12 protein-coding genes, 2 tRNA genes and 1 rRNA gene are annotated in these 13,152 nt (G+C 70.3%); 11 read left to right on the forward strand and 4 right to left on the reverse strand.

The genetic code is table 11. The features are described 5' to 3' along the window. Positions 1 to 12: 12 nt before the first annotated feature. The 3 genes from rrf (at position 13) to QQA02_RS10790 (ending at position 4,282) form a co-directional block, all read left to right on the forward strand. Positions 13 to 129, forward strand: a 5S ribosomal RNA gene (gene rrf / locus QQA02_RS10780). An 853-nt stretch (positions 130 to 982) separates the two neighbouring features. Then, a complete protein-coding gene (locus QQA02_RS10785) occupies positions 983 to 1,681 on the forward strand; it encodes an ABC transporter ATP-binding protein (protein ID WP_502870995.1) in 699 nt (232 codons plus the stop codon). A 6-nt stretch (positions 1,682 to 1,687) separates the two neighbouring features. After that, the gene (locus QQA02_RS10790) at positions 1,688 to 4,282 is read left to right on the forward strand and encodes an ABC transporter permease (RefSeq protein WP_284864293.1); all 2,595 of its coding nucleotides are present in this window, start codon (positions 1,688 to 1,690) and stop codon (positions 4,280 to 4,282) included. Between the two features lie 85 nt (positions 4,283 to 4,367). Here the strand turns inward: QQA02_RS10790 and QQA02_RS10795 are convergent, their stop codons facing one another. The 3 genes from QQA02_RS10795 to QQA02_RS10805 are packed head-to-tail and all read right to left on the reverse strand — an operon-like array spanning position 4,368 to position 6,653. Next, positions 4,368 to 4,715, reverse strand: coding sequence for a CrcB family protein (locus tag QQA02_RS10795; protein WP_284864294.1), 348 nt, complete (start codon positions 4,713 to 4,715; stop codon positions 4,368 to 4,370). Further along, positions 4,712 to 5,179 (reverse strand): CrcB family protein, encoded by a 468-nt coding sequence (locus QQA02_RS10800; protein ID WP_284864295.1) that lies wholly within the window; start codon positions 5,177 to 5,179, stop codon positions 4,712 to 4,714. The genes QQA02_RS10795 and QQA02_RS10800 overlap by 4 nt, the downstream gene beginning before the upstream one ends. 52 nt (positions 5,180 to 5,231) lie before the next feature. After that, a complete protein-coding gene (locus tag QQA02_RS10805; protein ID WP_284775923.1) occupies positions 5,232 to 6,653 on the reverse strand; it encodes an alanine/glycine:cation symporter family protein in 1,422 nt (473 codons plus the stop codon). A gap of 210 nt (positions 6,654 to 6,863) precedes the next feature. On the opposite strand from QQA02_RS10805, the gene pgm reads away from it, so the two are divergent. The 6 genes from pgm (at position 6,864) to QQA02_RS10835 (ending at position 11,159) form a co-directional block, all read left to right on the forward strand. Continuing rightward, positions 6,864 to 8,519, forward strand: coding sequence for a phosphoglucomutase (alpha-D-glucose-1,6-bisphosphate-dependent) (gene pgm, locus QQA02_RS10810; RefSeq protein WP_284864296.1), 1,656 nt, complete (start codon positions 6,864 to 6,866; stop codon positions 8,517 to 8,519). A gap of 205 nt (positions 8,520 to 8,724) precedes the next feature. Continuing rightward, positions 8,725 to 9,447: a DsbA family protein gene (locus QQA02_RS10815; protein ID WP_284775919.1), complete on the forward strand. Its 723-nt coding sequence runs from the start codon at positions 8,725 to 8,727 to the stop codon at positions 9,445 to 9,447. Positions 9,448 to 9,583: 136 nt separating this feature from the next. Beyond that, positions 9,584 to 9,656 (forward strand) — tRNA-Ala (locus QQA02_RS10820). 46 nt (positions 9,657 to 9,702) lie between these two features. Then, a tRNA-Ala gene (locus tag QQA02_RS10825) sits at positions 9,703 to 9,775 on the forward strand. 182 nt (positions 9,776 to 9,957) lie between these two features. Further along, positions 9,958 to 10,416 (forward strand): pyridoxamine 5'-phosphate oxidase family protein, encoded by a 459-nt coding sequence (locus QQA02_RS10830; RefSeq protein WP_284775918.1) that lies wholly within the window; start codon positions 9,958 to 9,960, stop codon positions 10,414 to 10,416. After that, positions 10,398 to 11,159, forward strand: a complete 762-nt coding sequence (locus QQA02_RS10835; RefSeq protein WP_284864297.1) for a fructosamine kinase family protein — start codon at positions 10,398 to 10,400, stop codon at positions 11,157 to 11,159. Before QQA02_RS10830 ends, QQA02_RS10835 begins: the two co-directional genes overlap by 19 nt. Before the next feature lie 114 nt (positions 11,160 to 11,273). On the opposite strand, the gene nadE is transcribed toward QQA02_RS10835, so the two are convergent. Next, on the reverse strand, positions 11,274 to 12,155 hold the full coding sequence (gene nadE / locus QQA02_RS10840; RefSeq protein ID WP_284864298.1) for an NAD(+) synthase: 882 nt from the start codon (positions 12,153 to 12,155) through the stop codon (positions 11,274 to 11,276). A 210-nt stretch (positions 12,156 to 12,365) separates the two neighbouring features. On the opposite strand from nadE, the gene ykgO reads away from it, so the two are divergent. Together ykgO and nrdH are read left to right on the forward strand one after the other, a co-directional pair. Further along, the gene (gene ykgO, locus QQA02_RS10845) at positions 12,366 to 12,488 is read left to right on the forward strand and encodes a type B 50S ribosomal protein L36 (protein WP_005288826.1); all 123 of its coding nucleotides are present in this window, start codon (positions 12,366 to 12,368) and stop codon (positions 12,486 to 12,488) included. A gap of 371 nt (positions 12,489 to 12,859) precedes the next feature. Further along, positions 12,860 to 13,093 (forward strand): glutaredoxin-like protein NrdH, encoded by a 234-nt coding sequence (gene nrdH / locus QQA02_RS10850; RefSeq protein WP_075664470.1) that lies wholly within the window; start codon positions 12,860 to 12,862, stop codon positions 13,091 to 13,093. Positions 13,094 to 13,152: the final 59 nt, after the last annotated feature.

A 13,152-nucleotide genomic window follows, 5' to 3' on the forward strand; every position in this document is an offset into this window, starting at 1 on the left:
GGTTTTGGTCGTGTCGGTGGTTATAGTGGTGGGGAAACGCCCGGTCCCATTCCGAACCCGGAAGCTAAGCCCGCCTACGCTGATGGTACTGCACTCGGGAGGGTGTGGGAGAGTAAGTCACCGCCGACACCACAACTCAAAAACATATAAGGAAAGCACCCGTTGCCGGCTATCACCGGTGACGGGTGCTTTTCCGTATGCGCATTTCTTGTTTCCGAATAGCCGGGAATTTCGGATTTCTTGCATCTATTCCGGCTTTTTTGGGGAGCCGTTGACCGTTACAGAACTGTTGTGCTCCGTCGGTTTTCCACCGTTGCGTACCCGTGCTTCCACATTGTCGTAGCTGGTGAGCCCCTGTTCGCCGGCCGGTAACGGTACCGGTGCACCGGCCCGATGGTCCTCCTGGCTAGCCCTCTGAGCGGCGTGAACAGGAACCCGGGGATCCGCGCCGACCTGCACGTCCAGTGCACCAGACGGTAGAATTTATTGGTTGTAACCCCAATTGACGACGACATCCGAGAGCAGGACACATCTGATGGGAAAGCACTCGTTCCGTCCGCACCGCAGTAACGAGTCGCGTGAGGGGCAGGCGGCCGAGACCGCGCCGACCACCCCGACGAAGGACTCCTCCTCCGAGGGTGGTTCGAGCGCCCTGGGGGCCGGCGGACTGTTCACCCACGAGCCCGCGCCCGCGAAGGAGACCGCGGGGGAGTCGGAGGACGTCACCGGCACCGATCTCCCGGCCGCGGAGGCTGACCCGTCGGCCGCCGGCGCCGCCGAAGAGACGAATGCAGACAAGGAATCGGCCACGGCGACCGAGGCCGCCAGGCCCACCAGCACCGACGCCACTGAGCCCACGGACGCCGCCGACGACGCCCAGCCCTTGCAGGGCTGGGCCGCAATCTCGGAGGCGAGCGCGGGCGAGCGCGACGTCGTCAAGCGGAAGGAATCCTCCCAGGACGTCGCCGCCGAGGCCGTCGGGCTGGTCAAGCGCTACGGCCAGGGCGAGGCAGTCGTCACGGCGCTGGGCGGCGTCAACGTGGCCTTCCAGCGCGGCCGCTTCACCGCGATCATGGGCCCGTCGGGCTCGGGCAAGTCGACGCTCATGCACTGCATGGCCGGCCTCGACTCCGCCACCGACGGCAAGACCTTCATCGGGGAGACGGACCTGTCCGCGCTGAAGGACAAGGAGATGACCGCCCTGCGCCGCGACCGCCTCGGCTTCATCTTCCAGTCCTTCAACCTCGTGCCCACACTCACCGCCGCCGAGAACATCACCCTGCCCACCGACATCGCCGGCAACGACGTCCCGCAGGAGTGGTTCGACGAGGTCACCCGCCGCCTCGGCCTGGCCGAGCGCCTCTCGCACCGCCCGGCCGAGCTCTCCGGCGGCCAACAGCAGCGCGTGGCCTGCGCCCGCGCGCTCGTCTCGCGCCCGGAGATCATCTTCGGCGACGAGCCGACCGGCAACCTCGACTCGAACTCCTCGGCCGAGGTCCTCGACATCCTGCGCACCGCCGTCGACCGCGACGGCCAGACCGTCGTGATCGTCACCCACGACCCGCGCGCGGCCTCCTACGCCGACCGCGTGATCTTCCTGGCCGACGGGCAGATCGTCGAGGAGCTGGAGGACCCGACCATCGAGCAAATCGCCGCCACGATGACCGGAATCGAGGGCTAGTCCCTGATGGCACTCAGCAGCCCCGCGATGCGCCGCGTCTCGCTGCGCAACATCGCCTCGCACAAACTCCGTCTGACCCTGACCGTCATCGCGGTCGTGCTCGGCACCGCGTTCATCTCCGGCGCCTTCATGTTCACCAAGGCGCTGTCGAACACCTTCGACAACGCCGTGGCGACCAGCTTCGACGGCGTCGACGTCGTGCTCAGCCCCGGCGAGGGCGAGACCGGCATCCCGCTCGCCGAGCTCGACACCCTGCGCGCCGACGAGAAGATCGGCACCGTCAACATCCAGTCCGGCACCACCGTCGCCGTCGGCGACGCCGAGGGCAACGCCCTGCAGTCCGGCGGCACCTCCGCCATCCGCGTCTGGTACCCCGAGGGCGAGTCGGTCAGCGTCGACCAGCCCATTGTCGAGGGCAACGCCCCCGAGGGCCCCGACCAGGTGTTGGTCAACCAGTACGCCGCGGAGCACTACGGGCTCTCGCCGGGCGACCGGGTCATCGTCGTCGACAAGCAGAACCGCGCCGAGCTCGAGCTGACCGGCATCTACTCCACCGACACCGACCAGGCCAGCAACAACCCGGCGCCCGCCCTCGGTATGTCCGAGGCCAGCTACATCGAGCGCTACACCGACGGCGAGCAGGTCGGCCAGGTCGTCCTCTCCGCCGCCGGCGACCAGTCCGCCGAGGACCTGCTGGGCTACGTCGAGCAGACCTACCCGCAGTTCCAGGCGGACACCGGCGAGAAGCTCGCCGAGGAGATGAGCGAGCAGATCAGCCAGGCGCTGCAGTTCGTCAACTACTTCCTCGTCGCCTTCGGCCTGATCGGGCTTCTGGTGGGCACCTTCCTGATCGCCAACACCTTCTCCATGATCGTCGCCCAGCGCACCAAGGAGTTCGCCCTCCTGCGCGCCCTGGGCGCCTCGCGGCGCCAGATCACCGTCTCGGTCGTCTTCGAGGCCCTCGTCGTCGGTCTGCTCGGCTCGGTCGTCGGCGTCCTAGCCGGCATGGGCCTGGTCGCCCTGATCAAGGCGGTCCTCGCCGCCACCGGCAACGAGCTGACCGGCTCCGGGCTGGGCCTGAGCTGGCAGGCCGTGGTCATCCCGATCGTGCTCGGCACCGTGGTGACCATCCTCTCCGCCTGGGCACCGGCCCAGCGCGCCGGCCAGGTCCAGCCCGTCGAGGCGATGCGCTCGACCGAGGCGTCCACCTCGACCCCGCTGACCGCGCGCACGATCCTCGGCGTCGTCCTGACCCTGATCGGCATCGGCGCCGCCATGTGGGGCGCGCTCAACGAGGACTGGAGCTCCAACACCCGCGCCATCCTCGTCGGCGTGGGCCTGGTCGCCGTCATCATCGGGTTCTTCTTCGCCGGCCCGGCGCTGTCCATCCCGGTCGTGCCGAGCGTGGGCCGCGTCATCGGCCTGCCCTTCGGCGCGGTCGGCCGGCTGGCCGCCACGAACTCGCGGCGCAACCCGCGGCGCGTGGCCACCACCGCCTTCGCGCTGACCCTCGGCATCGCGCTGGTCACCGCGATCGGCATGCTCGGCCAGACGATGAAGACCTCGATGGCGGAGTTCTACGAGGACAACATGCGCTCCGACTTCGTGCTCGCCGGGCCCACCAGCGGCCAGTTCCCGCTGCCCGCCGAGACGGTCGACGAGGCCCGCGAGGTCGACGGCGTGGCCGAGCTCGGCGAGGTCTACCTGGTCCCGCTCGTCGTCGACGGTGAGCCCGCGCAGCCGGGCAACCCCTACGGCGAGGCCATCGAGGGCGACATCACCACCGCCCTGCCGCTGGACCTTAAGGAGGTCGCCCCGGGCGCGGACAAGGACGAGGTCGCCCACACCGACGGCGAGGAGGGCTTCTTCGCCACCCCGGGCCTGGCCGCCGAGCGCGGCTGGACTGTCGGCGAGACCTACCAGCTCAGCAGCGGGCCCGGCGGCCAGACCGTCGACGCACCCCTCTTGGGCACCTTCGACGGCACCGGCCCGATGGTCATGCCGGTCATCGCCACCAAGACCACGGCCGAGCAGTTCGCCGCCCCGGGCACGATGCAGCTCTACCAGGTCGCTGTGAGCAAGACCGAGGACGCGGACGCCGACGACCTGCGCGCCGGCCTCGAGGACGCGGTCAAGCAGCTGCTTGTCGTCCAGGTCATGGACTCCAAGGACCTCGCCGAGGAGATGGGCGGGGCCATCGACGCCATGCTCAACATCCTCTACGGCATGCTCGCCCTCGCCGTGGTGATCGCGGTGCTGGGCATCGTCAACACGCTCACCCTCAACGTCATCGAGCGTCGCCAGGAGATCGGAATGCTGCGCGCGGTGGGCACCCAGCGCCGCCAGGTGCGCACGATGATCATCCTGGAGGCCGTCGCCATCGCGATCTTCGGCGCCCTGGCCGGCATCGCGATCGGCCTGGGCCTGGGCTGGGCGTTCCTGCGCGTGCTCGCCGAGGAGGGCCTGGACACCCTCTCGGTGCCCTGGGCGCTCATCGGGTGGATGCTCGTCGGCTCCGCGGTCGTGGGCGTGCTCGCGGCGCTGTGGCCGGCCGCTAGCGCGGCGCGCACGGCACCGTTGGACGCGATCGCCGAGGATTGATTGCCGACGTCCCGGTGGTGACGGCGGCTGCGCCACCCTCACCGCGGGCAACGGCGCCGGCGCGCCGCCACCGGGGGAGCGGCGCCTACTGGCTGAGCCAGAGGCCCAGGCCGGCGAAGGCCAGCCCGCCGAGCACGGTCGCGGCCGCGTAGCCGGCCAGCTTCCACCACCGGCGGGCCTTGGCCAGCCCGCCGAACTCGGCGACCAGCGTCGAGAGAGTGGACAGCGCCCCGGCGAAGCCGGCGGCCAGCGCCGTGTGCGCGATGCCGTCGATGCCGAAGGCCACGCCCGCGGCCAGCGAGCCGCCCATGTTGGCCAGCCAGGTGCCCGTCAGCCCGCCGGGGAAGCGCGCCAGCAGGTAGCGCAGGGCGCCGCCCAGCGCACCGGTGCCGGCGACGCAGACAAGGACCAGCGCGGGCGTCGTCAAGCTCACTTCGCCCTCCCATCGGGGCGGGTGTGGTGCACCGTGCGATGGGCGCGTGCCTGCTCGGCCGCGCGCACGCCGCGCGCGGCGGCGTCAGGGCCGGAGGTGCGGTGGTGGCACCAGGTGCGGCGCTCGGCGAGCACGTCGCCGACGCACCAGGCGGCGAACCCGCCCAGCACCGTCGCGGCGAGGTAGGCCACGGCCTCCCAGGCCGGCACGTGGTAGAAGACGACGACCACCGCGGAGAAGCTGCTGAAGCCGCCGAGCACGCCCTTGCCCCAGAACAGGCCGGGGCGGAAGAAGCCCATCGCCAGGCAGGCCAGCAGGTTGATGCCCAGCAGCGGCCACAGGGAACCGGGGTAGAGGCCCTGCAGCCCGAAGCGGGCGGAGGCGCCGAAGACGGCGCCGCAGGCCACGACCAGCGTGCGCCCGGTCTCCCGGGTCATGGTGCGGGCGAGGTTTACGGCGGTCACGCCCTGAAATTCTAGCCGGGCGCGGCGGCGGGTCCGGGCGTGGGCCGGGGGCTCAGCGCCAGTCGGAGCCGGTGGCCTCGAGGTGGCGGCGCACCGCGTCGGCGTCGGCGGTCAGCTTCGGGTCGAATTCCAGGTACTCCTTGGTCTCCTTGGCCACCAGGCCGGAGAGCAGCAGCAGGCCGATCAGGTTCGGCAGCGCCATCAGGGCGTTGGCCAGGTCCGCGAAGGTCCACACCAGGGTCAGCTCGGTGGTCGCGCCGACGAAGACGACGCAGGTGAAGAACAAGCGGTAGGGCAGGGAGAACTTCCAGCCCAGCAGGGCTACCACGCAGCGCTCGCCGTAGTAGGCCCAGCCGAGGATGGTGGAGAAGGCGAAGAAGACGACCGACAGGGAGACGATCGTGCCGCCCCAGTGGCCCGGCAGCGCGGTGGAAAAGGCGTCCGCGGTCATCGTCGCGGCGTTCTCCTCGCCGCGGTCCCACACACCCGTGGTCACGATGCACAGGCCGGTGATGGAGACGACGATGATCGTGTCGATGAAGGTCTGGGTCATCGAGACCAGGCCCTGGCGCACCGGGTGGGTGGTCTTGGCCGCCGCGGCCGCGATCGCCGCCGAGCCCATGCCGGACTCGTTGGAGAAGATGCCGCGGGCGACACCCATCTGGATGACGACCAGGAAGGCCGAGCCGACGAAGCCACCGGTGGCCGCCGTGCCGGTGAACGCGTCGGTGAAGATCAGCTCGAAGGCGGCGGGCAGCGAGGTGATGTTGAGCAGCAGGACCACGATGCCGCCGACGACGTAGACGATGATCATCATCGGCACGAACGCCGAGGTGATCTTGCCGATCGACTGGATGCCGCCGAGCAGCACCGCGCCGATGCCGACGAAGAGCAGCGCGCCGGTGGCCACCGGGTCCAGCCCGAAGGTGCCCTGCATGCCGTGGGCGACGGCGTTGCCCTGGGTGGTGTTGCCGATGCCGAAGGAGGCGATGATGGCGAAGAGGGTGAACAGGAAGCCCAGGATCTTGCCGGTCGGGCCCTTGATGCCGCGGCGCAGGTACTCCTGCGGGCCGCCGGCCTGCTCGCCGTTGTGGTCGGTGGTGCGGAAGCGCACGCCCAAAAACGCCTCGGTGTACTTCGAGGCCATGCCGACCAGGCCGGTGACCCACACCCACAGCAGCGAGCCGGGCCCGCCGATGGAGATGGCTGTGGCCACACCGACGATGTTGCCCACGCCGACGGTGGCGGCCAGGGCGGTGGTCAGCGCCTGGTAGTTGGTGATGTCGCCCTCGACGTCCTCGCCCTCGCCGCCGTCGATGAAGGCCTTGCGCAGGGAGCGGCCGAGGGTGCGGAACTGGAGGAAGCCCAGCCGGCACGTCAGGTACAGGCCGGTGCCCAGCAGCAGCGGGATGAGGATGAACGGTCCCCACACCACCGCGGCGACGGAACCGAGGAAGTCATTGAGCGTGTCCATGGTCACAGAATCTAATTCCCGATAGGTACGGAAGGAAGTGAAAAGGGGCATTCTCACCCGAGCGGGGGTACCCGATCACCGCGCGCGTCCCGCGACCCTGCACGCCCGGGCCGAAACGGGGGACAATGGGTGCCGGAGGCGCGACGTCGTCCACGCGACGACCGCACGCGCACGCACCGTCACCCGGACGCAAAGGAGATCCAGGACCCCATGGCACACGAACGCGCAGGCCAGCCCGCCCGCCCCGAGGACCTCATCGATATCGCCGAGGTCGTCACGGCCTACTACACCCGCACCCCCGACGCGGACGACCCCGACCAGGCGGTCGCCTTCGGCACCTCCGGGCACCGCGGCTCCTCCCTGGACACGGCCTTCAACGAGAACCACATCCTGGCCATCACCCAGGCCATCGTCGAGTACCGCCGCGCCCACGAGATCGGCGGCCCGGTCTACATCGGCCGCGACACCCACGCGCTGTCCGAGCCCGCCATGGTCTCCGCCCTGGAGGTGCTCAAGGCCAACGGGGTGCCCGTGCGCGTCGACGCCGCCGGCCGCTACACCCCGACCCCGGCCGTCAGCCACGCCATCCTCGCCCACAACGCGAAGCTTCCCGGCGGGGTGACCGGCACCGACCCGAAGCGCGCCGACGGCATCGTCATCACGCCCTCGCACAACCCGCCGCGCGACGGCGGCTTCAAGTACAACCCGCCGTCCGGCGGCCCGGCCGGCGCGGACGCCACCGACTGGATCGCCGACCGCGCCAACGAGATCCTGCGCGGGGGGCTGGCCGACGTGCGCCGCACCCCGGTCAGCGGCGTGCGCGACGGGTTCGCCGAGGCGTTCGACTTCATGGGCGAGTACATCGCGGACCTTCCCAACGTCGTCGACCTGGACGCGATCCGCAAGGCCGGCCTGCACATCGGCGCCGACCCGATGGGCGGTGCCTCCGTGGACTACTGGGGTGCCATCGCCGAGGCCCACAACCTCGACCTCGAGTTGGTCAACCCGCAGATCGACGCGACCTGGCGCTTCATGACCCTGGACACCGACGGCAAGATCCGCATGGACTGCTCGAGCCCGGACGCGATGGCCTCGCTGATCGCCAACCGCGACACCTTCGACATCGCCACCGGCAACGACGCCGACGCCGACCGCCACGGCATCGTCACCCCGGACGCCGGGCTGATGAACCCGAACCACTACCTGGCCGTGGCCATCGAGTACCTGTTCAGTCACCGTCCGGGCTGGCCGGCCTCGACCGCCGTGGGCAAGACCCTGGTCTCCTCCTCGATGATCGACCGCGTGGTCGCCGAGATCGGCCGCGAGCTCGTCGAGGTGCCCGTCGGCTTCAAGTGGTTCGTGCCGGGGCTCATCGACGGCACCATCGGCTTCGGCGGCGAGGAGTCCGCCGGTGCGTCCTTCCTGCGCACCGACGGCACCGTGTGGTCGACTGACAAGGACGGCCTGATCATGGACCTGCTGGCCGCGGAGATCACCGCCGTGACCGGCAAGACGCCCTCGCAGCGCTACGCGGAGCTGGCCGAGAAGTTCGGCGCCCCGGCCTACGCGCGCACCGACGCGCCGGCCAACCGCGAGCAGAAGGCAGTGCTCAAGAAGCTGTCCCCGCAGGACGTCTCGGCCACCGAGCTGGCCGGCGAGCCGATCGTGGACAAACTCGTCGACGCCCCCGGCAACGGCGCGGCCATCGGCGGGCTGAAGGTGACCACGGAGAACGCCTGGTTCGCCGCCCGGCCCTCCGGCACCGAGGACAAGTACAAGATCTACGCGGAGTCCTTCCGCGGCGCCGAGCACCTCGCCCAGGTGCAGGAGGCCGCCCAGGCGGTCGTCTCGGAGGTGCTCAAGTAGCGCCGGCGCGGGCTGCGGCGCGCTGCGCCGGCCCGCCGAAGCGGCCCCGGGTGCGGCCGGAGCGCCCCGGTAGCGCACCCCGCACAATGATGGGCGACCCCACGCGACCTGCGTGGGGTCGCCGTTCTGGGCTAGACTCCGTCGGCGAACGACACGGGCCGGGGCCGACCCCGCCCGTCCAACGAAAGGAAACGAGAGCGCGCACGTGAGCAGCACCGTCAAGTCGCCGAACCAGAAGAGCAACGGCTTCCTGTGGGCCGTCATCGCCGTGGTCGTCATCGCGGCCGTGGTTATCGGCTACATCATCATCTCGGGCCAGTCGAAGAGCAAGGTCGAATTCGAGGGCCAGGTCGAACCCGTGGCCATGAGCCAGCAGATCGACGACGAGGCCTTCAAGCTGACCGCGGAGGACTCCGCCAAGACCGACGACAAGACGCCGAAGGTCGAGATCTACGAGGACTTCCTCTGCCCGAGCTGCGCCGAGCTCGCCATGGCCGACAAGGACCAGCTCAAGGACGCCATCGAGGCCGGCGACATGGACGTGGCGATCCGCACGATGTCCTTCCTGGACCGCGGCAACGAGGACGGCCAGTCCCACCACATCCTGGCGGCCGTCTACGCCGTCGGCGAGTCCGGCGACGCCGAGCTGTACTGGAACTACCGCCAGTACCTGCTCGAGCACCAGCAGGACATCTACCAGCAGTGGGGCGACGAGGAGCTCGCCGACCTTGCCGAGCAGATGGGCGCCGACGGTGACGTCGTCTCGAACATCCGTGACGGCAAGTTCACCGAGGAGGCCCGCCAGTTCGGCAAGGACAACGAGGACCGCCTGCGCGACACCGAGGGCGGCGTGTCCTCCCCTCGTATCTTCGTCGACGGCGAGGAGATCCAGCTGAGCAAGGACTGGGTCGAGAGGACCCGCCGTTAGCTGTAGCGCCCGCGACGCGATTTCCGACGTCCCGTCGGTCGCCGTCGCCGGCCCCCGCACCCGTGCCGTAATTGCGGCCGGGAGCGGGGGATTTGGTCGTTTCAGGGTGGGCCATGTACATTGTCAGGAGTCTTGAGGGGCTATGGCGCAGCTGGTAGCGCACCACACTGGCAGTGTGGGGGTCACGGGTTCGAATCCCGTTAGCTCCACTCCGGAAAGGCCGTTTTCGGTCCGCCCGGTCAACTTAATACCTACGGGGCTATGGCGCAGCTGGTAGCGCACCACACTGGCAGTGTGGGGGTCACGGGTTCGAATCCCGTTAGCTCCACTTCCCGGAGGCGGGCCGTTCGAGAGAGCGGCCCGCCTCTTTTTCTGTGTCCTCCCGCGCCCCGGGGACCCCGTTCGGGAGCCGGGGCCGCGGAGCGTCGCCGCCGCCGGTGAGACCACATGCCCGTGCCTACATGAGACCCGCCGCAGCGAGGAAGGCGACAAAAGGGGATAATGGGAGACATGAGTAACTACGATTCCACCGAAGGTGTCGTCCAGTACCTCGACGAGTCGGAGTCGCGGGAGAAGCTCGCCTCCGCCCAGCTGGGTCGCGTCGTCGTGCGCCGCTCCGACGACATGGACATCTTCCCCGTCAACTTCGTCATCGACGACCGCGGAGACATCTACTTCCGCAGCGCCGAGGGCAACAAGCTGTTCACCATCAACCTCAACCACGACGTCCTCTTCGAGGTCGACAACGTGGACAAGGAGGCCAACCGCGCCTGGTCCGTGGTGGTGCGCGGCAACGCCGAGCTGCTGCAGCACGCCGACGAGATCGAGTACGCCGACAGCCTGAACGTGCGCCCGTGGCTGCCGACGCTGAAGTACAACTACGTCAAGATCACCGCCTCGGAGTTCTCCGGGCGCGCCTTCCAGCTCGGAGAGGAGCCCGACGGATACGGATGGGACGGCAGGGGATAACCAAGCGCCCGGGCCAGCGTGACGCCGCGCGTGCCGAGGCCGCCGGCCTGGCCTGGCTGCGCGAGGCCAGCGACCGCGTCGTCGAGGTCCTCGAGGTCACCGACTCTTCATTGACGACGGCCCGCGTCGCCCCCGCCCGCCCGACCCCCGAGGCCGCGCGGCGCGCCGGGCGCGAGCTCGCCCGCATCCACGACGCCGGCGCCGGGTCCTTCGGCTGCCCGCCGCCCGGCTGGACGGGGCTGAACTACATCGGCACCCAGCCGCAGGCCTGCGAGCCGCGCGAGCGCTGGGCGGACTTCTACGTCGAGCAGCGCGTGCTGCCCTTCGCCCAGGCGGCGCACGAGGCCGGCAACATTGACGACGCCGCGTGGGACACCGTCCGGCGCGCCTGCGCCGCCGTGCGCGACTCCGACGCGTTCGATGCCGCGAAGCCGGCACGCATCCACGGTGACCTGTGGGCGGGCAACCTGCTCTTCGGCGCGGACGGCCCGGCCTTCATCGACCCGGCGGCCCACGGCGGGCACCGCGAGACGGATCTGGCGATGCTCGACCTGTTCGGCGCGCCCTTTATCGAGGAGATCCGCGCCGGCTACGAGGAGGCCCACCCGCTGCCGAAGGGCTGGCTGGACTTCACCTGCGTCCACCAGCTGCACCCGCTGGCCGTGCACGCCTTCACGCACGGGCCGTCTTACGGCCACGCGCTCGAGTCCCGCGCCGCGGAGACGCTCGACCTCCTCGGCTAGCGCCCCGCCAGGGCGGGACGCTTACCCCGGGGATGCCGGCCGACGCGGCTCCCGCCGGCGGCACACCGGCCGGTGGGGCAGGGGCCGATTACCGTCGCCACCGGCGAGAGGGCGCTAGCCCCGCGTGGCGTGCTCCGTGCGGCGCCACCAGGTGTCGGCGGGGCCGGCCGGCAGGTGGCGCTTGTGCTCGCCGCGGTGCCAGTGCCGTTCGATGGTCTCCGCGTCGGCCTCGTCGACCTCGTGGCCCTCCAGGTAGGCGTCGATGGCCCGGTAGGTCACCCCGAGCGCTTCCTCGTCCGGCAGCGCCGGGCGCTCCTCCTCCAGATCGGCGGTGGGCACCTTCTCCCACGTGGACGCCGGCGCGCCCAGCCGCTCGAGCAGCGCGGCGCCCTGGCGCTTGTCCAGGCCGGCCAGCGGCAGGACGTCGGCGGCGCCGTCGCCGAACTTGGTGAAGAACCCGGTGACGTTCTCCGCGGCGTGGTCGGTGCCGACCACCAGCGCGCCGAGCTCGCCGGCCAGCGCGTACTGCGCGATCATCCGCTGGCGGGCCTTGACGTTGCCGAGGTTGAAGTCGCCGAGCCGCTCGAAGCCCAGCGCCTCGGCCGCCGCCGCGCCCATCGCCGCGGTCGCCGGGGCGATGTCCACGGTCACCGAGCGGTCCGGGGCGATGAACCGCAGCGCGGTCTGGGCGTCCTCCTCGTCGGCCTGCACCCCGTGCGGCAGGCGCACCGCGGTGAACTCGGCCTCTCCGCCCTCGGCGCGCACCCGCTCGCAGGCCAGCTGGGCCAGGCGGCCTGCCAGTGTGGAGTCCTGCCCGCCGGAGATGCCCAGCACGTAGCCGCGCGCGCCGGTGACGGTCAGGTAGTCGGCGAGGAAGGAGATACGCGCCTCGATCTCGCCGGCGGTGTCGATGCGCGGGCGCACGCCGAGGGTGTCGATGATGTGCGCCTGCAGCGGACGCGGGGCGGGGGAGGGGGTGTCGGTCGGCTGATTCATGGCTCCGACTCTACTGCCGGGGCACGTAAGCGGCGGCGGCGTTTTGGCCGATCGGCCCCGGTGCGGTAACATGGCTGCTCGTTCGTGGCCCGACGCGCCCTTGAGGCGCCGCCGGGCCGCCGTGGCGACGCGGGGGGATCCCGCGCCCGTCATGCCCGCCCATCAGCTTGAGGTGCGCGAGCGCGCACGCGAAACAGGAAGGAGCGCCCGATGAAGGTTCGCAAGTCGCTTCGGTCGCTGAAGAACAAGCCGGGTGCCCAGGTTGTGCGGCGCCACGGCAAGGTCTACGTGATCAACAAGAAGGATCCCCGCTTCAAGGCCCGCCAGGGTTAATCGAGGATCCCGGGTGCGGCGCCCGTAGGGCGTCGCATCACTCCGCGAAGGCGGTCTTCCCCGCGACGTGGATCACCCTCAAAGGGTGTTTCCGCGCACACCGGGAGGGCCGCCTTCCGCCTTTCCAGGCGAAATGCCAGCCGTGTAACTACACGGCCCGGATGAGGCCTCCACATGTAGTGGCCGCATTTTCCGCCCAGCTGGGAATATCACGAACGTAACTACTACATGTAGTGAGTCTTGCGGAAATCGACCACAACGGATAGTGTCGGAGGGGTCGCGCAGGGAAGCGCCGGCAACCACCGGGGGACCGGTCGGTCGCCGCGCCGAGCGCAGGGAAACACGGGAACGAGAAGCGAGGAAGCCCCACGATGGCCATCACCGTCTACACCAAGCCGGCCTGCATGCAGTGCAACGCCACCAAGAAGGCGCTGGACCGCGCCGGCCTCGACTACACCACCGTCGACATCTCCATGGACGACGAGGCCCGCGACTACGTCATGGCCCTCGGCCACCTCTCCGCCCCGGTCGTCGAGGTCGACGGCGAGACCTGGTCCGGCTTCCGCCCGGACCGCATCAAGGCGCTGGCCGGCAAGGCTGCCTAAGAGGCCGCCACCCGGCCGACCGGCCCGCCCCGGCAGGCACCGCCCGCGGCGGGCGGGCG

Origin of the sequence: Corynebacterium sp. MSK006, from assembly GCF_030232385.1 — a bacterium.
Taxonomy (GTDB): domain Bacteria; phylum Actinomycetota; class Actinomycetes; order Mycobacteriales; family Mycobacteriaceae; genus Corynebacterium; species Corynebacterium frankenforstense_A.